This is a genomic window from Pseudomonas sp. 1L-E-NC-VB-C3 (genome assembly GCF_057291535.1).
Map to the genome: position 1 here is coordinate 328,841 of NZ_JBXAWD010000004.1, position 26,011 is coordinate 354,851.

General features: G+C 56.6%; 18 protein-coding genes and 1 pseudogene. 9 read left to right on the forward strand and 10 right to left on the reverse strand.

The genetic code is table 11. From position 1 onward, the window contains the following. Positions 1-39: 39 nt before the first annotated feature. The 8 genes from prfB to AC0Z5Z_RS09385 all read right to left on the reverse strand — a co-directional run bounded on the left by prfB (position 40) and on the right by AC0Z5Z_RS09385 (position 9,876). Positions 40-1,135 (reverse strand): peptide chain release factor 2 gene (gene prfB, locus AC0Z5Z_RS09350; protein WP_099758102.1). Its coding sequence is split into 2 segments (ribosomal slippage): positions 40-1,062 and positions 1,064-1,135, totalling 1,095 coding nucleotides; the frame shifts between segments, so codons are not numbered across the junction. 307 nt (positions 1,136-1,442) lie between these two features. Next, complete coding sequence (locus AC0Z5Z_RS09355; RefSeq protein ID WP_041478162.1) at positions 1,443-2,444, reverse strand: response regulator; 1,002 nt, start codon at positions 2,442-2,444, stop codon at positions 1,443-1,445. Positions 2,445-2,492: 48 nt separating this feature from the next. Further along, a complete protein-coding gene (gene cheB / locus AC0Z5Z_RS09360) occupies positions 2,493-3,503 on the reverse strand; it encodes a chemotaxis response regulator protein-glutamate methylesterase (protein ID WP_095180462.1) in 1,011 nt (336 codons plus the stop codon). Then, positions 3,500-5,770 carry a response regulator gene (locus tag AC0Z5Z_RS09365; protein ID WP_485610980.1) on the reverse strand — a complete coding sequence of 757 codons (2,271 nt, stop codon included), beginning with the start codon at positions 5,768-5,770 and terminating at the stop codon, positions 3,500-3,502. Before AC0Z5Z_RS09365 ends, cheB begins: the two co-directional genes overlap by 4 nt. Next, positions 5,767-6,450 (reverse strand): chemotaxis protein CheW, encoded by a 684-nt coding sequence (locus AC0Z5Z_RS09370; RefSeq protein ID WP_252877506.1) that lies wholly within the window; start codon positions 6,448-6,450, stop codon positions 5,767-5,769. The genes AC0Z5Z_RS09365 and AC0Z5Z_RS09370 overlap by 4 nt, the downstream gene beginning before the upstream one ends. Then, positions 6,447-7,721, reverse strand: a complete 1,275-nt coding sequence (locus AC0Z5Z_RS09375; RefSeq protein WP_485610981.1) for a CheR family methyltransferase — start codon at positions 7,719-7,721, stop codon at positions 6,447-6,449. Before AC0Z5Z_RS09375 ends, AC0Z5Z_RS09370 begins: the two co-directional genes overlap by 4 nt. Next, entirely contained in the window at positions 7,718-8,254 is a 537-nt protein-coding gene (locus AC0Z5Z_RS09380) for a chemotaxis protein CheW (protein ID WP_252885427.1), read from the reverse strand. Before AC0Z5Z_RS09380 ends, AC0Z5Z_RS09375 begins: the two co-directional genes overlap by 4 nt. Continuing rightward, positions 8,254-9,876, reverse strand: a complete 1,623-nt coding sequence (locus AC0Z5Z_RS09385; protein ID WP_056783144.1) for a methyl-accepting chemotaxis protein — start codon at positions 9,874-9,876, stop codon at positions 8,254-8,256. The genes AC0Z5Z_RS09380 and AC0Z5Z_RS09385 overlap by 1 nt, the downstream gene beginning before the upstream one ends. A gap of 438 nt (positions 9,877-10,314) precedes the next feature. Here AC0Z5Z_RS09385 and AC0Z5Z_RS09390 point away from each other — a divergent pair, with 438 nt between their 5' ends. The 8 genes and pseudogenes from AC0Z5Z_RS09390 (at position 10,315) to AC0Z5Z_RS09425 (ending at position 21,827) form a co-directional block, all read left to right on the forward strand. Beyond that, positions 10,315-10,830: an Hcp family type VI secretion system effector gene (locus tag AC0Z5Z_RS09390; RefSeq protein WP_007949952.1), complete on the forward strand. Its 516-nt coding sequence runs from the start codon at positions 10,315-10,317 to the stop codon at positions 10,828-10,830. Between the two features lie 134 nt (positions 10,831-10,964). After that, positions 10,965-13,007, forward strand: coding sequence for a type VI secretion system Vgr family protein (locus tag AC0Z5Z_RS09395; RefSeq protein WP_056783140.1), 2,043 nt, complete (start codon positions 10,965-10,967; stop codon positions 13,005-13,007). Then, positions 12,997-13,734, forward strand: a complete 738-nt coding sequence (locus tag AC0Z5Z_RS09400; protein WP_485610982.1) for a DUF4123 domain-containing protein — start codon at positions 12,997-12,999, stop codon at positions 13,732-13,734. Before AC0Z5Z_RS09395 ends, AC0Z5Z_RS09400 begins: the two co-directional genes overlap by 11 nt. Then, complete coding sequence (locus AC0Z5Z_RS09405) at positions 13,734-18,401, forward strand: RHS repeat-associated core domain-containing protein (RefSeq protein ID WP_485610983.1); 4,668 nt, start codon at positions 13,734-13,736, stop codon at positions 18,399-18,401. Before AC0Z5Z_RS09400 ends, AC0Z5Z_RS09405 begins: the two co-directional genes overlap by 1 nt. Before the next feature lie 3 nt (positions 18,402-18,404). Continuing rightward, complete coding sequence (locus AC0Z5Z_RS09410; RefSeq protein ID WP_039759068.1) at positions 18,405-18,737, forward strand: hypothetical protein; 333 nt, start codon at positions 18,405-18,407, stop codon at positions 18,735-18,737. Between the two features lie 22 nt (positions 18,738-18,759). Beyond that, positions 18,760-19,492, forward strand: a pseudogene (locus tag AC0Z5Z_RS09415) (RHS repeat-associated core domain-containing protein); the annotation flags it as partial. Positions 19,493-20,099: 607 nt separating this feature from the next. Then, entirely contained in the window at positions 20,100-20,513 is a 414-nt protein-coding gene (locus AC0Z5Z_RS09420; RefSeq protein ID WP_305382281.1) for a hypothetical protein, read from the forward strand. Positions 20,514-21,521: 1,008 nt separating this feature from the next. Then, on the forward strand, positions 21,522-21,827 hold the full coding sequence (locus AC0Z5Z_RS09425) for a hypothetical protein (protein WP_305382280.1): 306 nt from the start codon (positions 21,522-21,524) through the stop codon (positions 21,825-21,827). 988 nt (positions 21,828-22,815) lie between these two features. Here AC0Z5Z_RS09425 and AC0Z5Z_RS09430 read toward each other — a convergent pair. Next, a complete protein-coding gene (locus AC0Z5Z_RS09430) occupies positions 22,816-23,547 on the reverse strand; it encodes a tellurite resistance TerB family protein (RefSeq protein WP_485610984.1) in 732 nt (243 codons plus the stop codon). A 178-nt stretch (positions 23,548-23,725) separates the two neighbouring features. Beyond that, entirely contained in the window at positions 23,726-23,911 is a 186-nt protein-coding gene (locus AC0Z5Z_RS09435) for a hypothetical protein (RefSeq protein WP_041478186.1), read from the reverse strand. A 403-nt stretch (positions 23,912-24,314) separates the two neighbouring features. Here AC0Z5Z_RS09435 and AC0Z5Z_RS09440 point away from each other — a divergent pair, with 403 nt between their 5' ends. Then, positions 24,315-25,943: a glucan biosynthesis protein D gene (locus AC0Z5Z_RS09440; protein ID WP_095180451.1), complete on the forward strand. Its 1,629-nt coding sequence runs from the start codon at positions 24,315-24,317 to the stop codon at positions 25,941-25,943. Positions 25,944-26,011 lie beyond the last annotated feature (68 nt).

The window sequence follows — 26,011 nt, forward strand, 5'->3', positions numbered from 1 at the left end:
GGCTGGGGATCGCGGGCGAGCCCGCTCCCACAGAGGGTGTTACAGGCCGGATTTCAGGCTCGCTTCCAGGTACTCATCGATGTCGCCATCGAGCACCTTGTCGCAATCGCTGCGTTCGATGTTGGTACGCAGATCCTTGATCCGCGAGGCATCGAGCACGTAAGAGCGGATCTGGTGACCCCAGCCGATGTCCGACTTGGTGTCTTCCAGCGCCTGCGAGGCCGCATTGCGCTTCTGCATTTCCTGCTCGTACAACTTGGCCCGCAGCATTTTCATCGCGGTGTCCTTGTTGGCGTGCTGGGAACGCTCGTTCTGGCAGCTGACCACGGTGTTGGTCGGTACGTGGGTGATACGTACGGCCGAGTCGGTGGTGTTTACGTGCTGACCACCGGCACCGGAGGAACGATAGGTGTCGATCCGCAGGTCTGCCGGGTTGATTTCGATTTCCACCTTGTCATCGATCTCTGGCGAGACGAAAACAGCGGAGAACGAGGTGTGGCGACGGTTGCCGGAGTCGAACGGGCTCTTGCGCACCAGACGGTGCACGCCGATCTCGGTACGCAGCCAGCCAAAGGCGTATTCGCCCTTGATGTGCACGGTCGCGCCCTTGATCCCGGCGACTTCACCGGCGGACAGTTCCATGATGGTCGCGTCGAAACCGCGTTTGTCAGCCCAGCGCAGGTACATGCGCAACAGGATGTTGGCCCAGTCCTGCGCTTCGGTACCGCCGGAACCGGCCTGGATGTCCAGGTAGGCGTTGTTCGGGTCCATTTCATGGCTGAACATGCGGCGGAATTCCAGCTTGGCCAGATTTTCCTCGAGACGGGCCAGCTCGGCGACGACATCGCCCACTGCGCCTTCGTCGTTCTCTTCGACGGCCATGTCCAGCAGGTCGCGGCAATCGGCCAGACCGCCGTTCAGTTCGTCGAGCGTGTCGACGATCTGCGCCAGCGCGGCACGCTCGCGGCCCAGCTCCTGGGCGTATTCAGGTTTGTTCCAGACACTCGGATCTTCAAGCTCGCGATTGACCTCGGTCAGACGCTCATGCTTTTGATCGTAGTCAAAGATACCCCCGAATAGTTTCGGAGCGCTCGGACAGGTCCTTGATGGTGTTCAGGATCGGGTTGATTTCCATGACGGGCAGCACTCGTTGGCGAACTTTTGAAAGCCGGCGAGTATAACGTAAACAGGCTGTCGCGGCAGCCCGTCTGGCGGTGAATGGGCCGAGATTGCTGCCCTCACCCTAACCCTCTCCCGGAGGGAGAGGGGACCGATCGGGGGATATTTGAAACATACGCAGAATAGAATGGCTTCACCGAATCCGTGATCGCCAAGCCTGAAGATCCATAATCGCTGCGATCTCTCAGGTCGATGTCTGGCCCGAGACACCTCGGTCGGCCCCCTCTCCCTCCGGGAGAGGGCTGGGGTGAGGGCAACGGCCGTTACTCGATCCCGACCTGATTGCGCCCATTGTTCTTGGCCAGATACAAGCCGCGATCCGCCGCCGAAATCAGCAGCCGGCAATCACTGCCCGCCTGCGGCACCATGGTCGCCAGACCAATGCTGATGGTCAGACTGGAGCCCTCGGCCGGCGTGTTATGCGGAATTTTCAGCGCCGCCACGGTCTGGCGCAGTTTCTCGGCCAACAGCCGCGCGCCGCCCGGCGAAGTGTTCGGCAGCACCAGCACAAACTCCTCGCCGCCGTAACGCGCCGGCAGGTCCGACGGTCGCGCACTGGCCTCGCGGATCGCCGTGGCGACCTTGCGCAAGGCTTCGTCGCCTTCAACGTGGCCAAAACTGTCGTTGTACGACTTGAAGTAATCGACGTCGATCATCAGCAATGACAGCTGCGTCTGATCACGCAGCGAACGGCGCCACTCCAGTTCCAGGTACTCGTCGAAGTGCCGTCGGTTGGACAGCCCGGTCAGGCCATCGGAGTTCATCAGCCGTTGCAGCACCAGATTGGTGTCGAGCAATTGCTGCTGGCTGACCCGCAACGCTCGGTACGCGGCGTCGCGTTGCAGCAATGTCATGTAGGACCGCGAGTGGTAGCGAATGCGCGCGACCAGTTCGATGGTGTCCGGCAGTTTCACCAGATAGTCGTTGGCGCCAGCGGAGAACGCCGCGCTTTTGATCAGCGGGTCTTCCTTGGTCGAGAGAACGATGATCGGGATGTCCTTGGTCGCCGGATGATTGCGGTATTCGCGCACCAGGCTCAGGCCATCGAGGCCGGGCATCACCAGGTCCTGGAGAATCACCGTCGGTTTGATCCGCACCGCCTGGGCGATGGCCTGCTGCGGGTCGGAGCAGAAGTGGAAGTCGATGTTTTCCTGATTCGACAGCCCACGGCGCACCGCTTCGCCGATCATCGCCTGATCATCCACCAACAACACCATGGCGGCGTTTTCGTCGGTTTTAATGTCGTCGATCTGTAAATCATTCATGAGCGGTCACCTGAGTACTGCGGGGGCCTGGATTGCGGATCAACCTGTTCATTTGGGGAAAATCTCCAGCAATCGTGGCGCTATCTTTTCCAGCGGGCGGATTTCCACCGCGGCATCGATTGCCGCGGCAGCCTTGGGCATGCCGTACACCGCACTGCTGTGCTGATCCTGGGCGATGGTCAAATAACCCTGCTGGCGCATGAGCTTAAGCCCTTGCGCGCCATCGCGCCCCATTCCGGTCAATAAAACCCCGACCGCGTCACCGTTCCAGTAACTGGCAACGCTCTCGAAAAACACGTCGATCGAGGGGCGATAGATCTCGTTGACCGGTTCGGCGGTGTAGGCCAGCGTGCCGTTTTTCAACAGGCGAATATGGTGATTGGTCCCGGCCAGCAGCACCGCGCCACTTTGCGGCGGCTCGCCTTCACGGGCCAGACGCACATCGAGGCCGCTGGCGCTGGCCAGCCATTCGGCCATGCCGGCGGCGAACACCTGATCGACATGCTGCACCAGCACGATCGCGGCGGAAAAATCCTTCGGCAGGCCTTTGAGCAACACTTCCAGCGCCGCCGGCCCACCGGCAGACGAACCGATCGCCACCAGCCGCTGACGTGAAGGCGAACTGCGCGGCGAACTCGGAGCCGGGCGCGAACGCGGCGCCTTGTCGCCGATCAGCCAGCCGATGTTGAGGATCTTGCGCAACAACGGCGCCGCCGCTTCCTGGGCATTGCCGGCGCCGATCGCCGGCGTGTCGACCACGTCCAGCGCGCCGTGGCCCATGGCCTCGAACACGCGGTGCACGTTCTGCTGGCGGTCGACGGTGACGATGACGATCGCGCATGGGGTCTCGGCCATGATCCGCCGCGTGGCTTCGACACCGTCCATGATCGGCATGATCAGGTCCATCAGAATCAGGTCTGGCGTGCACTCGGCGCAGCGTTGCACCGCCTCGGCGCCGTTGCTGGCGACCCAGATCACCTGATGCGCCGGCTCGAACGCCAGCGCTCGGCGCAGGGCCTCCACCGCCAGGGGCATGTCGTTGACGATTGCGATCCTCATGCCCGCGCTCCCCCGATGAGCTCGACCACTGCATCGAGCAGGGCGTCGTCATGAAAACTGGCTTTGGCCAGATAATAGTCGGCGCCGGCGTCCAGTCCACGGCGGCGGTCTTCTTCGCGATCCTTGTACGACACGACCATCACCGGCAACGATTGCAAACGGTTGTCGCGGCGCAGCAGCGTGACCAGCTCGATGCCGTCCATGCGTGGCATGTCGATGTCGGTGATCAGCAGATCGAAGTTCTCCGAACGCAGCGCATTCCAGCCATCCATGCCGTCCACCGCCACCGCGACGTCATAGCCGCGATTGAGCAGCAGTTTGCGTTGCAGCTCGCGCACGGTCAGCGAATCGTCGACCACCAGCACCCGCTTGCGCGCCACTTCGGCAGCTTGATTGCCGTGTCGGGCAATGCGCTCCAGACGCCCGGTGTTGAGCAGCTTGTCTACCGAACGCAGCATGTCTTCGACATCGACGATCAGCACCACCGAACCATCATCGAGCAAGGCCCCGGCGGAAATATCCTGAACCTTGCCCAGACGCTCGTCCAGCGGCAACACCACCAGCGTGCGCTCACCCACGAAGCGCTCGACAGCCACCCCATAAATCGCCTCGCGCTCGCGGATCACCACGACTTTCAGGGTAGCGCCATCGTTCTGACTGGCCGGGCGATTGAGCAACTGGCTGGCCGCAACCAGCCCGACATGCTGGCCTTCGTGCCAGAAATGCTGGCGTCCTTCGACCTGCACGATGTCTTCGGGGGCCAGATCGCACATGCGTTCGATGTGCGCCAAGGGGAATGCGTAAGCCTCTTCGCCGACTTCCACCACGAGGCTGCGTACCACCGAAAGCGTCAACGGCACCTCCAGATGGAAACGGCTGCCCTCGCCCGCCGTCTGCTCCAGCACCACGGCCCCACGCAATTGGCGGACCATATGCTGAACAGCGTCCAGGCCGACGCCACGCCCGGACACTTCGGTAACCTTGTCGCGCAGGCTGAATCCCGGCAGAAACAGGAAGGTCAGCAGTTCTTCTTCGCTCAATTGCGCTGCGGTTTCGGCTGGGGATAACTGCCGTTCGACGATGCTGCGGCGGACTTTCTCCAGATCGACGCCACCGCCGTCATCGCTGAGTTCCAACACCAGCAAACCGGCTTGGTGGGAGGCGCGCAGGCGAATCAGGCCTTCTTCCGGCTTGCCCTTGAGCAGGCGTTGGTCCGGGGATTCGATGCCGTGATCGACAGCGTTGCGCAGCAAGTGAGTCAGCGGCGCTTCGAGCTTTTCCAGCACATCGCGATCGACCTGGGTTTTCTCGCCTTCGATCTCCAGGCGCACTTGTTTGCCAAGACTGCGTCCGAGATCGCGAACCATGCGCGCCTGCCCGCTGAGCACGTCGGCGAACGGGCGCATACGACAGGCCAGCGCGGTGTCATAGAGCACTTGTGCACGCTGGCTGGCCTGCCAGGCGAATTCGTCGAGTTCGGCGTTCTTCTCGCTGAGCAATTGCTGCGACTCGGCGAGCAAACGTCGCGCATCTTCCAGCGACTCGAGCGCTTCCAGGCTCAGTGCATGCTCCTTCAGGTGCACATTGAGATTTTCCAGCGCGCGCAGGCCGTTGTTCTGCATGCGCTTGAGGCGCTGCATGGTCGCCAGATGCGGCTTGAGACGCTGGGTTTCCACCAGCGATTTGCTCGATAGATCGAGCAGGCTGTTCAGGCGTTCGGCAGTGACGCGCAAAACGCGCTCGCCGCCTTCGGTGGTGCGTTTGTTTTTGCGCGGAGTCGGCTCGGCGGGCTCGTCCATGATCGGCGCTGTCGCCGTTGGCGCAGGCTCGATCTGCAACTCGGCCATTGACGGCGTGGCAACCACAGCGGCTGGCGCCGAAGGATCGAGCAGACGCCCCATCAACGCGACGTAGGCTTCAATGTCCGTGGGTTGCGGCGCATTGGCCGGCGTGGCGATGCGCATCAGCAGGTCGGTGCCCTGCAACAACGCGTCGATGTGTTCGGGACGCAGCAACAAACGGCCTTCCTGCGCACTGACCAGGCAATCCTCCATGACGTGGGCGACGCTGACGCCGCTGTCGATGCCAACAATGCGCGCCGCACCTTTGAGCGAGTGCGCCGCGCGCATGCACGACTCCAGCTGATCGGCCTGGGTCGGATTGCGCTCCAGCGCCAGCAGCCCGGCGCTGAGCACTTGGGTCTGGGCTTCGGCTTCGAGACTGAACAGCTCGAGCAGAGAGGCGTCGCGCATTTGCTCGGGGGTCATGTCAGGCTCCGGGTCACGGCGGACAACAGCTGTTCTTCATCCAGCCAGCGCAGGCTGCGACCGCGATATTGCAGAACGCCACGGGTGTACTTGGCACTGTTCTGCGCACCGGACTGCGACGCGGCGTCGAGGATGCGCTCGTCGATGGCATGAATGCCGTCCACTTCATCCACCGGCACCACCACCGGCCCGCCGTGCGCGGCGATGATCAGCATGCGCGGCATGATTCGCCCGCCGCTGACCGGCGCAACGCTGGCGCCGAGGTCGAGCAGCTCCACCAGCGACAGGCACGCGACCAGTGCGCCACGGACATTGGCCACACCGAGCAAGGCCCGCGAGCGCTGGTGCGGCAGCGAATGTATCGCCTGCAACGGCGCAACTTCGACAAGCGTGCGCGTGGCCAGTCCGAGCCATTCCTCGCCGAGGCGGAACATCAGCAGCGAGCGGGTCTTGACGTCGGTTTCGACTTTGCTGACCACTGCTTCGCGCTGGTTCTGCTGCAACGAATAACGGTCGAGCAGGCGTGTGGCGGCGGCGGAATACACCGAGCAGTTGCGGCAATGAATGTGCTCTTCCAGCAACGGGCAGGACTTGTCGCCATGAATGCCGATGCGGTTCCAGCAATCGTCGATGGCGCGGGCGTCTTCGTGGGTAACGTTCAAGGTGTCGGACGCGCTCATCGTTTACGCTCACTGTCGGCGGTGCGCCCGCTGCGGGCGGCGCGCTCCTGCAATCGTCGGGCACCCGCCGTATCGCCCTGAGCCTGCAGCAATACGGCCAGGTGCATCAGCGCTTCGGGGTGTTGCGGTTCGAGGTACAAGGCCTTGCGGTAATACCCCTGGGCTTCGAGGCTCAGCCCGGCGACATCGCTGAGCAGGCCCAGCCAATAGAACACCTGCGCCACGGGTTCATGGCTGCGCAGATAGTGTTCGCACGCGGCACGGGCCTCGGCGCTTTTGCCTTCGTTGGCCAGTGCAGCAATCTGCGCCAGCAGCGTTGCGGCGTCCGGGTCGGCAGTTTTTTTCGCCACCGGCAAAGCCGTCACGGCAGCGAACGGCCGATTGCGCACTGGCGCTGGCGGCGGCGCGCTGCGCAGTGGTTGGCTGACCGGCACGGCGACCGGTTTGGGCATCGGCAGCGGTTCGGGGTGCGGCTCGCTATGGCGGCTGAAAGCGAACGACTGCGGGATGCCGATCGAGCGCATGCCCAAGCGCCCGAGCAGACTGCCCTCCGCCGGGCCGATAAACAGCACGCCGTCGACGTGGGTCAGGCGCTTGAGCACTTCGAACACCTGCTTTTGCGTCGGCTGGTCGAAATAGATCAGCAGGTTGCGGCAGAACACGAAATCGAAGGCTGGCTCGCTCGCCAACAGCGTCGGATCGAGGACATTGCCGACCTGCCAGCGCACTTGTTCGCGAACGTATTCGTTGACCCGGTGGCCGTCCTGCTCAGGCATGAAATGCCGATCGCGAAACTGCAGATCCTGCCCGCGAAACGAGTTCTTGCCGTAAACAGCGCGGCGCGCCTTGTCCACCGACAACGGGCTGATGTCCATGCCGTCGACCTTGAATTGATGCGGCTGCAATCCGGCATCAAGCAAGGCCATGGCAATCGAGTAGGGTTCTTCGCCGGTCGAGCACGGCAGGCTCAGAATTCGCAGCGCGCGCATATTATTGAGTTCTTTAAGCCGACCTCGCGCCAGTTTGCCCAGCGTCGCGAAAGATTCCGGATAACGGAAAAACCACGTTTCCGGAACGATCACCGCTTCGATCAGCGCCTGCTGCTCGTCCCGCGAGCCTTGCAACAGCTGCCAGTATTCGTCGGCGTGGGCAGCCTGGGACAGGGTCGTGCGCTGGCGTACGGCACGCTCGATGATCGCCGCGCCCACCGACGCAACATCAAGGCCGATGCGTTCCTTGAGGAAATCGAAAAAGCGCTGCTCACTGCTCATGGCTGCGCCTCAAGCTGCGCCGGATCACGCGGCGGATCGGGGAACAGCAAACCGCGCACGGCATCATCGAGCAAGTCATCGACCCGCACCCATTGCAGCAATCCCTGCGCATCTTCGCGCACCGGGCCGAGGTACGGCGCCTCGCGGTTGTCGAGGCCGTAGGGCTGGAAATCTTGCGGATGACAGCGCAGCGTGTCGGTGGCCTGCTCGAGAATCAGCCCGAGCCATTGCGCTGCTTGCGATTGATCCGGCTGATAATTGACCAGCACCAGCCGCGTGCTGGTGCGCGCCTCGGCGGGTCGGCCGAAAGTCAGCGCGCTGAGATCGATCACCGGCACCACCGCCCCGCGATAGGCGAACACCCCGGCCACCCAGTGCGGTGCCCGGGCAATCGGTTTCAATGGCAGGCGCGGCAGCACTTCGGCCACTTCCGTGGCGCGCAGGGCATAGCGTTCGCTGCCGATGCGAAACAGCAGAAACAGCGCCTGCTTCGCCACTGGCGCGGCGCCACGCTTGGCGATGATTTCGCTCATCAGACTTTGAATCGCGAAACGCCGCTGCGCAGGCCGACGGCCACCTGGCTCAGTTCGTCGATAGCGAAACTGGCCTGACGCAGCGACTCGACGGTCTGGCTGCTGGCATCGCCCAACTGCACCAGCGCATGGTTGATCTGCTCGGCGCCAGTGGCCTGGGCCTGCATGCCTTCGTTGACCATCAGCACGCGCGGTGCCAGCGCCTGCACCTGATGGATGATCTGCGACAGCTGCTCGCCGACCTGCTGCACTTCCGACATGCCGCGGCGCACTTCTTCGGAAAACTTGTCCATGCCCATCACCCCGGCCGACACCGCCGACTGGATCTCGCGAACCATCTGTTCGATGTCGTAGGTGGCAACGGCGGTCTGATCGGCCAGACGCCGGACTTCGGTGGCGACCACGGCAAAACCGCGACCGTACTCGCCGGCCTTCTCGGCTTCGATCGCTGCGTTGAGCGACAGCAGGTTGGTCTGGTCAGCCACTTTGACGATGGTCACCACCACCTGATTGATGTTGCCGGCCTTCTCGTTGAGTATCGCCAGTTTGGCGTTGACCAGATCCGCCGCGCCCATGACCGAGTGCATGGTGTCTTCCATGCGCGCCAGGCCTTGCTGGCCGGAGCCGGCGAGCACCGAGGCCTGATCGGCAGCGGTGGACACTTCGGTCATGGTGCGCACCAGATCCCGCGAAGTCGCGGCGATCTCACGGGAGGTTGCGCCGATTTCGGTGGTGGTCGCTGCGGTTTCGGTGGCGGTGGCCTGTTGTTGCTTGGAAGTGGCGGCGATCTCGGTGACCGAGGTGGTCACCTGCACCGAGGAGCGCTGGGCCTGGGATACCAGCGACGTCAGCTCGGTCATCATGTCGTTGAAGCCGGTTTCGACCGCGCCGAACTCGTCCTTGCGATCAAGGTTCAGGCGCGAACTCAGATCGCCGGTGCGCATGATGTCGAGGATGGTCACGATGCGGTTCATCGGCGCCATGATCGCGCGCATCAACAGCAGACCACAGAGGCCGGCGGCCAGCACCGCGACCAGCAGGGAAATGACCATGCTGACTTTGGCCGTTGCCACCGCGTCGTCGATATTGGCCATGGCGGTATCAGCGACGACTTTGTTCTCGCCAATGATGTCGTTGAGTTTCATCCGCCCGGTGTACCACGCCGGGGTCAGTTTCTCGTTGAACAGCTTGATGGCATCGGCTTCCAGATTGCGCTTGTGCAGGTCCAGCACGGCATCCTGAATCTGCATGTAGGTATCGTGGTACTTCTCGAACAGGGCGAATTCGGAGCGGTCTTCATCGGTGGCCATGGTCTTGCGATAGTTGGCCATCTGCTCTTGCAGACGCGCCTCGAATGCCTTGTAGTCCGCTGCGTCTTCGCTGGAAACGCCCTGGCCTTCCTTGAGGCCGAGCAGCTCTTGCGTCTGCAAATAACTGTCGACCCATGCACCACGAATCATCGAGCTGTAATAGACGCCGGGGATGGCATCGTCGCGCACGCTGTTTTCACTGGCCTCGATTTTCAACAACCGCGAGTAGGACAGCACCACCATCAACAGCATGATGGCGATAATCACAGCAAAGCTCGCCAAAATGCGTTGGCGCAACGTCCAGTTCTTCACAGTGAATCCTCGTGCCTGATCGAAATGCGGGGAGTATAGCCGAGGGCGGTGTTTCATTTATAAGACGCTTTCGCTGGCAGTACTGTCCTTGTGGGAGCGAGCCTGCTCGCGAAGGCAACACCGCAGTCCCGGCAAATACCCAACTGCGCAAGAAGTTGCGCAGTAGGTCGTAATATTCCAGGGCCCAAATCCCCCGTAGCCCAAGCGGGTCAAGGCCTGCAGCCAAGTGCGCAAGAAGTTGCGCAGTACTGCGCAACTTCTTGCGCACTTCCTCCCGACTTTCCCGCTGAAAATCGCCCCGAATGATCACCGACTACCGTGGCGCCCCCGCCATCCGGGCACCGCGCAAAACCTGGCACGCTCCTTGATAACTCTCAGCCACCCACCGGGCGATTTCGCCTCCGGGCACCCTAACTTTATCCGCAAGGAGAGCACCCCATGGCAACACCAGCGTACATGTCGGTTACCGGCGAAAAACAAGGCCTGATCACTGCCGGCGCTTTCACCGCCGACTCCGTTGGCAACACCTACCAGGAAGGCCACGAAGACCAGGTCATGGTTCAGGCTTTCACCCACGACGTGATCATCCCGCGTGACCCGCAATCCGGTCAGCCAACCGGTCAGCGCGTACACAAGCCAGTTGTGATCACCAAGGTCTACGACAAGGCTTCGCCACTGCTGCAAGCAGCTCTGACTTCCGGCGAGCGCATGAGCGAAATCGTTATCCAGTGGTACCGCACTTCGGCTCAAGGCACCCAAGAGCACTACTACACCACCAAACTGGAAGACGCGATCATCGTCGCCATCAACAACAAAATGCACAACTGCCAGGATCCAGGCAACGCGCACTTCACCCACCTGGAAGAAGTGCAGTTCACCTACCGCAAAATCACCTGGACCCACGAAGTATCCGGTACTTCGGGTTCCGATGACTGGCGTGCTCCAGTCGTTTAATTACGGCTGACCGTTACACGCATCGGCCAGCTCTGCTGGTCGATGTTGTTTACGCCCCTCCAGAATTTCGCGTACGTTGAGCCGCTTTTTTGCGGCCGTCGACGAGCGCCGCTGTACAGCACGAGGAACAAGGGATGTTCGCGCCGGCCAATGAAACCCACTTTGCCCTGACCATCGAAGGGCTTTCCGCCGACTTTCAGGTGTTTACCCTCACCGGCCGGGAAGCCATCAGCCAGCCTTTTGTCTTTGAGGTGGAGCTGGTCAGTGAGCAGCCGTCGCTGGACCTCGAAACCCTGCTGCACAAACCGGCCTTCCTGCAGCTGTCGCCCGACGGCAGCGGCATCCATGGCCAGATCTACCGCGCCGCGCAAGGTGACTCGGGCAAACGCCTGACCCGTTATTCGGTGACGCTGCGCCCACAACTGGCTTACCTCGCGCACCGCATCAACCAGCGCATCTTCCAGAACCTCAGCGTGCCGAAAATCATCGGCCAAGTGCTGGAAGAGCACGGCATCCAAGGCAACGCCTACGAATTCAAGACCGGCTCGATCTATCCCGAACGCATCTACTGCGTGCAATACGACGAGTCGGACCTGCACTTCATCCAGCGCCTGTGCGAAGAGGAAGGCATTCACTTCCACTTCCAGCACAGCGCCAACGCGCACAAGTTGGTGTTCGGCGACGACCAGACGGTGTTCCCGAAGCTCAAGCCGGTGCCCTATCAGCAAGACTCCGGCATGGTCGCCAGCAACCCGGTGATCAAGCGTTTCGACCTGCGCCTGGAAACCCGCACCAGCCGCACCACCCGCCGCGACTACGACTTCGAAAAACCGCGTCTGACCCTGGAAAGCGAAAACCGTGGCGACGCCCTGCCCGACCTTGAAGACTACGATTACCCGGGGCGCTTCATCGACCGCGAGCGCGGCAAACATTTGGCCAAACGCGCCCTCGAACGCCACCGCAGCGACTTCCAGCTCGCCGAAGGCAAGAGTGATCAGCCACTGCTGGTCAGCGGCCATTTCCTCGCCCTGACCGAACACCCGAAAGCCAAATGGAACGACCTGTGGCTGCTCACCGAAGTCCTGCACGAAGGCAAACAGCCGCAAGTGCTCGAAGAATCGGTGACCAGCGACACCACCGCGCTGAAAGACGATTTCCATCAGGGCTACCGCAACCGCTTTCAGGCGACTCCGTGGGACGTGCCCAATCGTCCGCCGCTACGCCATCCAAAACCGCGCATCCTCGGCAGCCAGAGCGCGGTGGTCACCGGCCCGAAAGGTGAAGAAATCCACTGCGACGAGTACGGCCGGGTCAAAGTCCAGTTTCACTGGGACCGCGAAGGCCAGGCCGACGACAAGACCAGTTGCTGGCTGCGCGTCTCCAGCGCCTGGGCAGGCGCCCAGTACGGCGGCATCGCCATCCCGCGCATTGGCATGGAAGTGCTGGTCACGTTCCTTGAAGGCGACCCCGATCAACCGCTGATCAGCGGCTGCCTGTACCACAAGGAAAACACCGTCCCCTATCCACTGCCGGCAAACAAGACCCGCAGCACCTTCAAGACCCTGAGTTCCATGGGCGGTGGCGGCTACAACGAACTGCGCATCGAAGACAAAAAAGGCCAGGAACAGATCTACCTGCATGCCCAGCGCGACTGGGACGAAAACATCGAGCACGACCAGAAAATCCGCGTCGGCAACGAACGACACGACACCGTCGAAAAGAACAGCTACACCGAGCTCAAAGCCGAAGAACACCACACCGTCTACGCCGACCGCAAAGTCGAAACCCGCGCCAACGACCACCTTACCGTCGGCGTGAACCAGCACATCAAGATCGGCACCGGTCAGTTCATCGACGCCGGCCAGGAAATCCACCTTAGCAGTGGCATGAAAGTGGTGATGGAAGCCGGTGCGGAGCTGACCCTGGTCGGCGGCGGCAGCTTCATCAAGATTGATGCTGGTGGCGTGACCATGAGCGGCCCGGTGATCAACATGAACTCCGGCGGCAGCCCGGGCGTTGGCACGGGCGCCGCGCCGTTGATGCCCGGCGTGTTGAAACAAGCGGATGCCGACAAGGCCGGCCAGGTCCTGACCCCGGCGCAAATCAATACACTCAAACGTAACGCGCCGTTCTGTGAAGAATGCGAAAAATGCAAGGCAGGTGCCTGTGCCATCTGAACGAATCACCCCCAAAGACTGGCTGGCGCAACAGCCGCTGCAAAGCGGCGAGCGCTTGTATCTGGTCGTCAGCGCGGCCAGCGATGCCGACGCCCTGAAAACCCTGTACCTCACCGAACCCACCGCCCAGCTCATCCCGATCTGGGGCGGTACGCCCTACTCCACCTGGCAACCGGTGATGCCCTACCTCACCGAACTCAAAGCCAACTCCGCCTTCCTGCCCTGGATCGCCGAAACCGACGCCCTCGACTGGGGCTGGCTGGCGGTGTCGCGTTCAGAACCGAACGAAGTGTTCGAACACCTGCGTAGCCTGACGCAGGTGAAAATGCCGGATGGCACCGAGGTGTTTTTCCGGTTTTGGGATGGCCGGCATATTTATCCGATTCTGCGGGGGCTTGGGGAGAAGGCTGGAGAAGTGCTGCCGGTGTTTGAGCGGTATCTGATCAATGGGCAGGCGCTGGAAGTCGGCACGCGGGTGGTGCCGAAGGTCAAGGACTGGCCGTGGTGGGAGGTGCCGAAGGGGTTGTTGGAAGGGTTGAGCAAGGACAATCCGGCGACGCTGGTCAGCAACCTGATGCAATGGCTGGAAGAAGACCGCCCGGACCTCTACATCGCATGGCCCGAGAACAATTTGAAGCTGAAAATCACCCGCTTCGTGCGCCGCCCGGATGCGCCGCAAAATCTTAAAGAAGCATTGATAAACCACCTGATTCTGGAGCAAGGCTGATGGATCGCGTTGCCTTTGTTGACACACAACTCTCTGCCTTCCCCGACAGTTTGAATGATTATCGCAAACTGACCGAAAGCAAATATGCCGAATGGCTAGACGCAGGACCCCAATTCTTCGATAAACCAGCTTTCTTTGGATTGAGCAGAACCATAAAGCTTGGCAGCGCAAATGCTACCGTCAGCGTAAAGGATAATGGATTTGAATCCACGGTCGCACAGTGCCCTAAAGACGGAAGACTGTTAATTGAAAGTAAGTTTGTTTCCGTAAACGACATTCCCGTAGGCAACATAACGGTTGAGGTCACTCCAAAGGAAGGTGGTCCGTCAACCTCAATCACGCTCGACGCTGAAGGCAAAGGCGTTTACAAGGGTATACCAGGAAAAAAGTACTACGTCCGCGTACAAAGCTCAGTCACGAAAAATCAGCTGAACGAATTGTTTAATTCTTATGAAAGTTTAACTGAGCACCTGAACCGGTGGCTGAATTCCGAATGGAGTAAATATAGACCACTCTGGCCAAACGAGACATTCACTTCCTCTTACATTGCCCAGCAAAAGGGAATGATCATAGGCAGCTGGGAGGCAATAAAGTCAGCGTTTGACGGAATTAAACGTATATTCGAGATACTGAAAGATCCAAAAAAATTCGCGGAAGAATTAGGAGACAGCGCGCAAGATCTCCTAAAGCTGGCCAAAGAAACACCAGCTGCAATGGAAAAGCTGATGTTGTTAGCTAGCGACCAAGCCGCACTATTCCTAGTTCTCAAGGCGTCGGGAATCTGGTTAGCACAGCTTCCTCCGAGCTTGATTTCAGGAAAAACAGCTGAGCAGCTGTCCAGCGCTATAGTAACAGTCCTGATCGATATACTGTTGGCGATAGTCTTAACTTTTGCAGCGGAGGGCTCGGGGATTGCATACCTGGGCGTCCGCCTTATCAATTACGGCAGCAAAGTCGTCGAAGCTGTTTCTGGGTTCGTAAGATCAATATTCAGCATCCTCAAAAAATTCATGGAAGCAATCGAGGGTTACAAAAAACTTGCTACGAGAGCTGCTGCTGGAACGTTTGCCAAAGGCAAGGTGAGACTTGGTTGGGATCGACAAGATCACGCGAAGGTAGCGAGTACCGAACACGTTGACGACAAATCAAAACAATCGACGAACCATGATGACAAAGCTGTTGCATGCACCCAAGACACTTGTGTTAACGGATGCCCTGTATCAATGGTTACCGGAGAAGAGCTTCTAACTCTTACTGACGGACAGTTAAACGGAACCCTTCCATTCGCATGGACCCGCCTATACCGTACCAGTTCAGTAGAGGTGGATTGTGGGCTTGGCTACGGATGGAGTCATGCTTTGGCGCAAAGACTCCAGGTTAATCAAGATGGGATAGTTTGGACGGATCATGAAAACCGTGTTACTCATTTTCCGCACCCTAGCAGTCAACGACCAGCTATTACCAACAGCCTAGCCAAAGCTGCCATTTTTTTAGGTGATGATCCCTCTGAACTAATTCTCACCCAGGCCGGGGAGCGCCCACTGTTCTATCATTTTAAGTACGACAACATGGGCGCAACCCTTATCGCAATAACTGACCGGTATCACAATCGGCTGCATATTGGCAGGGATATTCACGGAAGAATCAAACGGGTAGATAACGGAGCAGGACGAGGCCTGCTATTAAGATATGATCGACAACATATCGTGTCTGTGGATATTCAACAATTCACTCCTGCAGACAATCTGGAAGACGCTTGGATTACCATTCAGACACTTGTCACCTACAAATACGACGAACGCAATCGCCTTATAGAAGTAAAAAATGCCGCTGGTGAAAGTGAACTATATAGCTACGACCATCTGAACGTGATTCAGGAGCGACAACTTGCGGGCGGGGCAAGCTTCTTTTGGGAATGGGAAAAGGAAGGTAAATCCGCTCGATGCATTCATCACTGGGCAAATTTTACTCAAATGGATGCCCGCTATTCTTGGGATGACGACGGAAGCGTTACCGTCACTAATGTTGACGGGAGTGAGGAAGTCTACACTCATGATGATCATGCAAGGCTCATAAGTAAGATCGAGCCAGATGGTGCTGAACACATCAACGTTTATGACGACAAAGGGCGATTGATTGCCGAAAAAGACCCGATGGGTGCAGTCACCGAATACCAATACAATGACGCGGGCCGAATGGAAGCGCTCATTCCTCCTGAGGATACACCCACTCTCTACGATTACTCCTTTGGATTTCTGTCTGAGGTTCGTCGAGGCGATTCGATCTGGAAATATACCCGAAATAAACAAGGGGATATCACTCAACAGATTGATCCTAATGGGAACACTACACATTACTCCTACGACAGCCGTGGTCGCCTGCTGGAAATTCGGCAGTCAGATGGCAGCCGCCATAAACTAACCTGGAACAATCTCGGCGAATTGTTAGAGGAGCAACTGCCAGACGGTGGCAAACGAAAATACCGCTACGATGCACTTGGGCGGCAAACCATTCGTCAGGATGAAACTGGCGCGATCACACAATATCAATGGGACGCGGTCGGCCGCCTGAATCAGGTCACTTTGCCCGGCGGCACCACCCGTGCTTTTACCTACAATCCGTATGGCCGTGTCACCGCCGAGCGCGACGAGCTCGGCCGCATCACCCGCTACGAATACGCCGATAATCTGCACCTCGTCAGCCGCCGCATCAATCCCGACGGCAGCCAACTGCGCTATCGCTACGACAACTCGCGCCTGCTGCTCACTGAAATTGAAAACGAGCGCGGCGAGCACTACCACCTCGAATACTACGCCAACGGCCTGATCCAGCAGGAAACCGGCTTCGACGGCCGACGCACCGCGTACGAGTACGACCTGAACGGCCAACTGCTCAAGAAAACCGAGTTCGGCGATGACGGTAGCGAACTGACCACCGAATATCAGCGGGATGCCGCTGGCCGTTTGCTGGTCAAGACGCTGCCCGATGGCGAAGAGATTCATTACAGCTACGACGCGCTTGGTCGCCTCGTTAACGTCGACGACGGCCACTGGCCGCTCGCCTATAAATACGACCTGCAAGACCGACTCATCGAAGAACACCAGGGCTGGGGCACTCTGCGCTACGAATACGACAGCGTCGGCCAGCTCAAGCACTGCCGATTGCCCGATGGAAGCAAACTCGATTATCGTCACCAGCCTGGCGGGCAACTCAGCAGCATCGACCTCAACGGCTCACGCCTGACCAGCCATCAGTTCAACGCCGGTCGCGAACAACAGCGCCAACAAGGCTTGCTGCTCAGCCAGTACCAATACGACGAACAGGGCCGACTTCAAGCACACAGCGTCAGCCAGCGGGACATACACCTGTTCCAGCGCCGCTACCAATACGACGCCAATGGCAACCTCGCCGGCATCGACGACAGCCGCAAAGGCAACCGCAGCTATCACTACGATCCACTCGACCGATTGATCAGCGTACGCGGCGCCATGCCAGAGAGCTTCGCTCACGACCCGGCGGGCAACCTCCTCGGACAAAATGACCTGCCCGTTGCGAACCTCGCAAACGTCAAAGGCAACCGCTTGCTGATGCAAGGCGACCGCCATTACGATTACGACGCCTACGGCAACTTGATCCGCGAGCGTCGCGGAACCGGCCAAAAGCTCGTCACCGAATACCGCTACGACTGCCAACACCGCCTGATCGGCGTCAGCCTGCCGGGTGGCAGCACCGCAAGCTACAAATACGACACCTTCGGCCGCCGCATCGAGAAAACCGTCGACGGCCACACCACTGAATTCCTCTGGCAAGGCGAACGTCTGATCGCCGAAAGCGCCGAAAACCGTTACCGCAGCTACATCTACGAACCGGGCACCTTCCGCCCGTTGGCAATGCTCGAAGGCGAAGGCCCGCTAAAAGCGGCCCCGTTCTACTATCAACTCGACCACCTCGGCACACCGCAGGAACTCACCGACTACAGCGGCGAGATCATGTGGTCAGCGAAGTACCAGGCCTACGGCAACCTCGCGGCGCTGGATGTGAGCGAAATCGATAATCCGCTGCGTTTTCAGGGTCAGTATTTCGACGCCGAGACAGGGTTACATTACAACCGCCACCGCTACTACAATCCGGGGACTGGCCGGTTCTTGACGCCGGATCCGATCAAGCTTGCGGGTGGGTTGAACAGCTACCAGTACGTGCCTAACCCTACGGGGTGGGTGGATCCTTTAGGGTTGAATACTTGTCCTGGAGGCGAAAACTGTACGCCTAGCATCGGCGCTGATGATTCCGCTATAAAACCAAAAGTAGATGAAGGCGACCAAAAAGCGCCCGAAACAGGGGGAGCTGCCCGCGCGGCTCTATATTCCGCGAATTGGCCTAAAGCAAACTTAAACAGTGCCGTTGAAAAATTCGCTGGAAGCAATCCAATCGTCAGCACTACGGACAAGGGCAAAAGAATATATAAAAACCCCCAAAACGGGATAGAAGTGGTTGAAGACATGAACGGAAATTATTTCAGAATTTATGATCCTTCCTTGCCTGGAAAGCGTAAGTATTTAAACCTTGAAGGAATTATTCCGAGCAATAAAACGCTTCCAAACGGTAAGCAAGCCGGAAGAACACAAAGCGAATATAACGAAGTCACGCACTTCAACAAGGAACCATAAAAAATGAAAACAATTTCAGTACCCTTATCTAGAGATGCAATGCATCGCTTGGACTTGGATGAATGCATACCCGGCGACTTAGAAGAGCTATCAGTCTCAGAAGAAGAATTTCTAGCCCTTTCAAAAACGGGGGTACTTGAGGAAATAAACTCGACGCTGAGCAAACTCATCGATGAATATGAAGACGAAAGCATCCAAGGACAAACCGAGTTAGAATCAGCTCTCAAGATATTTCAAAAATTATTTGCCACTACAAATTCCGACACACTAAGGAAGATCATACATCTCAACGAAATGGCGATGAAATACGATACAGGTATGTTTTTTTACTTCTAATCCTCATACTCGACGGCGAAAGCCAATTAAAGCTACGTCGTTCCACAACGAGCTTGGCTACCTAGCACGCCGCAGGAACTTATCGACTACAACATCGAATAATGTAGTCGGTGAAGTCCCGCGCCTACGACAACCTCGCAGCGCTTGATGTCAGCGAAATCGATAATCCGCTGCGTTTTTAAGGGCAGTATTTCGACGCCGAGACAGGGTTACATTACAACCGCCACCGCTACTATAATCCGAGCACTGGGCGGTTCTTGACGCCGGACCCGATCAAGCTTGCGGGTGGGTTGAACAGCTACCAGTACGTGCCTAACCCTACGGGGTGGGTGGATCCGTTGGGGCTGAACGGGTGCCCAGGCCAAACAAAATTTACGAGAAAAGACAAATTCTATGGTTCGCGCAGAGCTGCATTTCAAGACGCAAAACGTGATGCGAGAATACCCACGTCAGCTGAACCAATGGAAGTCAACCATGTTGCCCTTACAAAAATAGGTGAACATGGAGTAGGAAAGCAAAATGTTCTCGATGCAGATGGCAATATTGTTTATACAAGGGAATATCATTATAAAAATATTGACAATGAGCGCGTGGTAATTCAGGAACACTCGTATGGGCATGAAGATTTCCCAAGCGACCATGCTTCGCATAAACCGCATTTCAATGTAAGAGAGTATGACCCCGAAACCGGAAATGCAGACCGCAACAGGACCTTCCACCTAAAAAGCGTCTCCACCCATTATGTTTTCGAGTAACTAAAATGTGGACAGATTTCATTTCAGACAAGAAACAATGGCTAGCCATCTTCGGAAATGGTTATACACCAACAAACCTTAGTATCTCTCATGCCATATTTAGCGACAACGCAATAACCTTAAAGCTATTCAGCCATCTCACAGGCAACAGCTATCCAGAGAAATGGATGAAAAACGGATATAACGAATACACATTTGACCTAATCATCAACGGTGTAACAACGGTGGAGATTATAAATTTCAGCTTCTACGGACCGCTAGAGCTAGAAATAAAAAAACACAACAACAATTACGAGATAAAGACAACGATCAACACGCTATGCAACTTTGCCTGCAGTGCTAGCGCAATATTCATAACTAATATCAAAGCCTACCACAATGACGGAGCAGTTTAGAGCTTCAAAACCCCAAGCTGACATAATTTATACACGGAAACCATAGAACAAATGGGGACAGGACAGATGGAGACGACCGATGGGGACAGATTTATTTTCTAATGAAATAAATCTGTCCCCATCGGTCATTGACCAGCCACAAAACATAGTATCGACGACATAAAACTTTAGGATAACGCCCCATCCGTACCATCCGGGTATTTTGAAATCAAATGAAAGTCAAATGCATAACAAATAGAATAGACGAAAGGTTTACGCTAGACACTGCAGCAAGACTGAAGCGCTATATCTCTGTCGGCGACAGTGAACTAGATATAGAAATTGGAAAAGAATATATAGTTTACGGTATAGAGCTCTGGGACAATTACCCTTGGGTTTATATATGCTCAGAGTCATATGATGAATACCCTAAACCTTTCGCATTAGATTTTTTTGAAATCACTGAAAGAAAAATCTCGTCTCACTGGGTCCTTAAGTCACAACACACATATAACAAAAAAATCAAAACACAGCTCGTTTTTTGCGAATGGGCTGATGACGACAGCTTTTATGAAAAACTGGTCAACGAAGATGAAAGATGCATCGAGGCATTTGAAAGCTATAGAAAAATTATGAACGCTGAATAGAGCATAAAAAGCGCACCTAGTATTTTAGTGCGCAAGTAGAAAACCGTCATTCTTTGGTGCATGACAAAGGTTCTTCTCAATGTCGCTACAGCTAAGATGCCAATGGCAACTTTCGTGGAGTCGACGTCAGCCGCAACTGAGCATGGAAAGCGCCGAGAACCGTTACTTTCAGAAACTCAACACCCAAAAATTCCCGGGCTATCTGAAATAACTTACGGACGAGACTCGTTGGATCGTACAGGCCAAGCAGTCGGCATAAAAGAGGTTGGCAGCCCAAAACTATGTACGATCCATCTATAATTTCTACAGATAAAATGTTCAACACAGGCAGAGAAGCGGCCGCCAAGGACTACCACTAAGCCCGATCCGGTGGCAACCGAGCTTACAGTGCTTCTTATGACGGAATAACCTTCAGAATCTATCTTGATGAAACTTTGACCACAGTCACCCACTTCCACCCAACAATGAAATAACTATGAATATAAATATTAGCAGCTCTCAAGAAAACATAATTCACAATTGCTTGTTAGATCTCTTAGAGTCCTCTTCAAGCAACCACTCCAGCTTCCTACTCAAAGCGCTCCATAGCCTTCTTCATTCACAAGGATTCGGAATAGAGATGTCTGGTATATACATCAGCACCGATGCCGACCGAGAAAACATACCCACCTATTTAACTACAGGTATTGCATTCGAGTTCATGGATAATCACGTCACTTTACCATTCAGAGATGCGATCGCATGCATCACCAATTGGTACAACCATCACGACAATATCAGAAACCCTGAACTAGATAAGATTATTGAGGACTTAAAAGTAAAGTTTTTACAATATGGTATTTAACCACGAAAATGCGTCATTTTTCATTACAGCCTTTAGTAGAAATGAGAACGAGCACAAGAGGACCGAGACAAGGAGTAAAAGCGCTGTGAAAGAGGACAGACTTATTTATACAAACCGAATATAGCCCCCCTTTTCTTACTCTCGCAATTAAAAGCAAAAAAAACATGAAATTTAAAAAAATAATACGTCTCGGCGGAAAAGTAATTTTCGACGAACTATCCAACCTAATCGATTACGACATAGCACTCATCTCAGAGAACCTGAAAGAGGATCTCTTACAGGCAGCATTCCCAAACGAACAAATATTAGACATCGGATGGTATCCTGAATTTGACAAAAATGGTGCCTTTAGAATTTCATTAATTGCAAATCGAGATTGGGAATCTCCGATATACACCGACACCGCCAAAACGTGGAGCGACCTTGGCAAAATCTTAGATCACACGCTGCATAAAGTTAAACAAATCTGATGCAGGCTTCACATATTAGGAGTATATGGGGAAAGCAGTGGACCTGACATTGGCTAAGCCATAGGGTGTAGCGGCGCTGCCAATCGATGACAAAATTTGTTAGAGCAACCCACTACGCTAAAGCAGTGCGCAGTCGCTGCCTAATGCCTATGCCTATGCCTATACAATTAATTTGGGAAAAGCCTCAGACCTGTAGTACAAGGGAGTTTCTTTCGGGTAAAAAAATCTCGACAACCAAACTTATAACAGCGAAAGCAAAACCATGATATTTAAGTGCTCGGGCAACGCAGTCAATCCAAATACCGTATCTTATAGAAGCTTGAGATTCGGAGAGGCGGTTACGATCAAGACTCAGCCCTACATACTGCAAATCAAACCCGGCGACTTTCCAAGAAAGTTTGAAATTATTGCAGATACGTTTATTTCGGAATGCAGGATTGACGATACCGTGCAAGGCTATGCGGACATCCCCGAGCTTGCGACAGTTGATTACCCGACTTTCAATGAACTTCTGAACACCCATCCAAACCTAGCAGCAAGTTTGATCGAAGATTATCTTTACTTCGAACTCTTCTATCATCTTTTTCAAAACCCAACCAACCTACAGCTGGTTATCAACAACATCAACAACGTATATACAGAAAAAGATTCAATAATAATCACGGGAGACACATACCCATTCAAATACTTCTAGCAGAAGGAAACTTGCTCGTCGGCAGGCCCGCCGACTCAGACCTCAACGGTCGACTGCTGAATAACACCGATCTGGCGACGAAGTCAGTGCTCTAATCACCGATTGCTAGTGATCTATTTGCCAGCTCTATTACGCGGATAGTACCAAAAGTATGTACAGAGCCAGCCGCAAGAGCAATGTCCGCCATCGGGACAAAGATCGATTCAACGCCGTTACGAGAACGACTGAAACGCATGAAGTCTAGCTAACGTAAAAGGGCAACCGCCTGCTGATGCCCGGCGATCGCCACTACGATTACACGCTATCCGCCCCCGCCAACCGCACCTGCCTCTCCAACTCCACCTTCAACCCCGGCTCCAATTTCAACTGCCGTGCCAGTTCATCCAGATAGCTCTTCTCCATAAAATTCTCCTCATCCACCAGCATCACACTGGCGATGTACATCTCCGCCGCCATTTCCGGCGTGCTGGCCGCGCGGGCGACGTCGGTGGGGTCGAGGGGTTTGTTGAGTTCGGCGTGGAGCCAGTGTTGCAGTTCCTGATCGTTGTCGAGCTTTGTGAATTCGCCTTCGATCAGTTCGCGCTCGCGCTCGTCGATGTGGCCGTCGGCTTTGGCGGCGGCGACCAGGGCTTTGAGGATTGCCTGGCTGTGCTGCTCGACTTGAGCGGGTGGCAAGCGGTCGAGGGTTTGCGGTTCGCGTTGGGGTGCGCTGCCTTTTTGGGCGTTGTAGTTGCCGTACGCCTTGTAAGCCAGTACGCCCAGCGCGGCGAGGCCGCCGTAGAGTGCGACTTTGCCGCCGACCTTGCGGACCTTTTTATTGCCGAGCAGCAGGCCCATCGCGCCCGCGGCCAATGCGCCGCCGCCCGCGCCTGAGAGCAGGCCGCCGAGACCGCTGGAGCCAGACGAGCCACCGAGCAAACCGCCCAGTCCGCTGGCAGCCGACTTGTTGGAAGCGCCACCAGTCTTGTTCTGCAGCATTTCCTGCCCGGACTTGAGCAGTTGATCGAGCAATCCACGGGTGTTCATGTTCCGTCTCCAAACAAGGGTTATCCGGATCTAAGGCCCTCAGCCTAGTTCGAAAGTGCCCCAACCCGCCCCGTGAGTGTGCTTCGAGATGTTGCTCGCCACTCAGAAGGGCATGTTTCGAGCGTTACGCAAATGAAAAAGGGGCAGGCTTCTCGGCCTGCCCCTTCTCCCCTCCCCCTTAGAATCGCGAAACACTCCGCATCGCATCCACCAGATAGCGCATGGCGATCCGGTCGCTCTCTGACAGCTCTCGATAACGCTCCACAAGTTTCAATTCCTCGGAATTGAGGCGGCGTCTTCTGCGCCCGCCGCCCAAGCAAGGGAAGATGCCCAACATTTCGGTGATGCTCTGTATTTTTGCCATGGACGATGTCCTTCTCTATTGAGTCAAGAAACTGCTGAACCTCACATCGCCCTGCCTCTTCGAGCAGCGTCGTGTGCCCCGCCGGCACGAAGGCTTGTATCCGGTCTTGCCCATAGAATAGGAATTAAATCGGCGTTGAAAAGCGGTTTTTAGAGTAATTAATCGAAAAAAGCAGATATGCCCTCTAAATCAGAGAGCCCTGTCAGAAAAATTACAGACATGTCTTGTTTCATTGCCAGGTGACGCAACGCAAACAAGCCTTTTTGCCCGACAATCGAACCGATTAAGCTAGCGGGCATCTGTTTATAGTCCGTTGCGTTTGGCCGAAGGCATGACCGAACCGTAATTTCCGATCCGACAGGTGCCAGGAACGGCGCTGGATTGCACACGACAGGTTGTATTTATGCACCGCAGGAATTTGCTCAAAGCGTCCATGGCCATTGCGGCCTATACCGGTCTTTCCGCGTCGGGCCTGTTGGCCGCCCGCGCTTGGGCAGCCAATGGCGGCGCCGCCGATGGCGAGGCCCAGGCCTTCGATTTCGAGGCGTTGAAGCGTCAGGCCAAGCAGCTCGCCGGCAGTGCCTATCAGGATACGAAACAGGTGTTGCCGCCAACCCTGGCGACCATGACTCCGCAGAACTTTAACGCGATCCGCTACGACGGCGAGCATTCCTTGTGGAAGGAAAACAAAGGTCAGCTGGACGTGCAGTTTTTCCACGTCGGCATGGGTTTCCGTCAGCCGGTGCGCATGTACAGCGTTGATCCGAAGACGCGCATGGCGCGCGAGGTGCATTTCCGTCCGGCGCTGTTCAATTACGAGAACACTTCGGTCGACACCCAGCAGCTCAAGGGCGACCTGGGTTTTGCCGGCTTCAAACTGTTCAAGGCGCCGGAGCTGGATCGGCATGACGTGGTGTCGTTTCTCGGCGCCAGCTATTTCCGTGCGGTCGATGCCACTGGCCAATATGGCCTCTCGGCGCGCGGCCTGGCCATCGACACTTACGCGAAGAAACGCGAAGAGTTTCCCGACTTCACCAAGTTCTGGTTCGAGACGCCCGACAAGAACGCCACACGTTTTGTGGTCTACGCCCTGCTCGACTCGCCGAGCGCGACCGGCGCCTATCGCTTTGACATCGATTGCCAGGCCGAGCGCGTGGTCATGGAAATCGACGCGCACATCAATGCTCGTACCACCATCGAACAACTCGGCGTGGCGCCAATGACGAGCATGTTCAGCTGCGGCACCCACGAACGGCGCATGTGCGACACCATTCATCCGCAGATTCACGACTCCGATCGCCTGGCAATGTGGCGCGGCAATGGCGAGTGGATCTGCCGGCCGTTGAATAACCCGGCGACGCTGCAATTCAACGCATTTGCCGACAAGGACCCGAAAGGTTTCGGCCTGGTGCAGACCGACCACGAATTCGCCAACTATCAGGACACTGTCGACTGGTACAGCAAGCGCCCGAGCCTGTGGGTAGAACCTACAACCGCCTGGGGCGAAGGCTCTATCGATCTGCTGGAAATTCCTACGACCGGCGAGACGCTGGATAACATCGTCGCCTTCTGGACGCCGAAGAAACCCGTGGCTGCCGGTGATTCGCTGAACTACGGGTACAAGCTGTACTGGAGCGCGCTGCCACCGGTCGGCACGCCACTGGCACGGGTGCACGCAACGCGTTCAGGCATGGGCGGCTTCACCGAGGGTTGGGCGCCGGGTGAGCATTACCCGCCAGTGTGGGCGCGGCGCTTTGCCGTGGACTTCACCGGTGGCGGCCTTGAGCGCCTGCCACAGGGCACCGGGATCGAGCCGGTGATTACCTGTTCCAACGGCAAGGTGCAGGACTTCAGCGTGCTGGTGCTGGATGACATCAAGGGCTACCGGATTCTGTTCGATTGGTATCCGACCAATGACAGTGTCGAGCCAGTGGAACTGCGCCTGTTCATTCGCACCAATGACCGCACGTTGAGCGAGACCTGGCTGTACCAGTATTTCCCGCCGGCGCCGGACAAGCGTAAATACCCTTGAGGTTCTAAGGCGGCTGTTCTGGCGTCATTCGCGAGCAGGCTCGCTCCCACAGGGGTCCGCATTCCTAT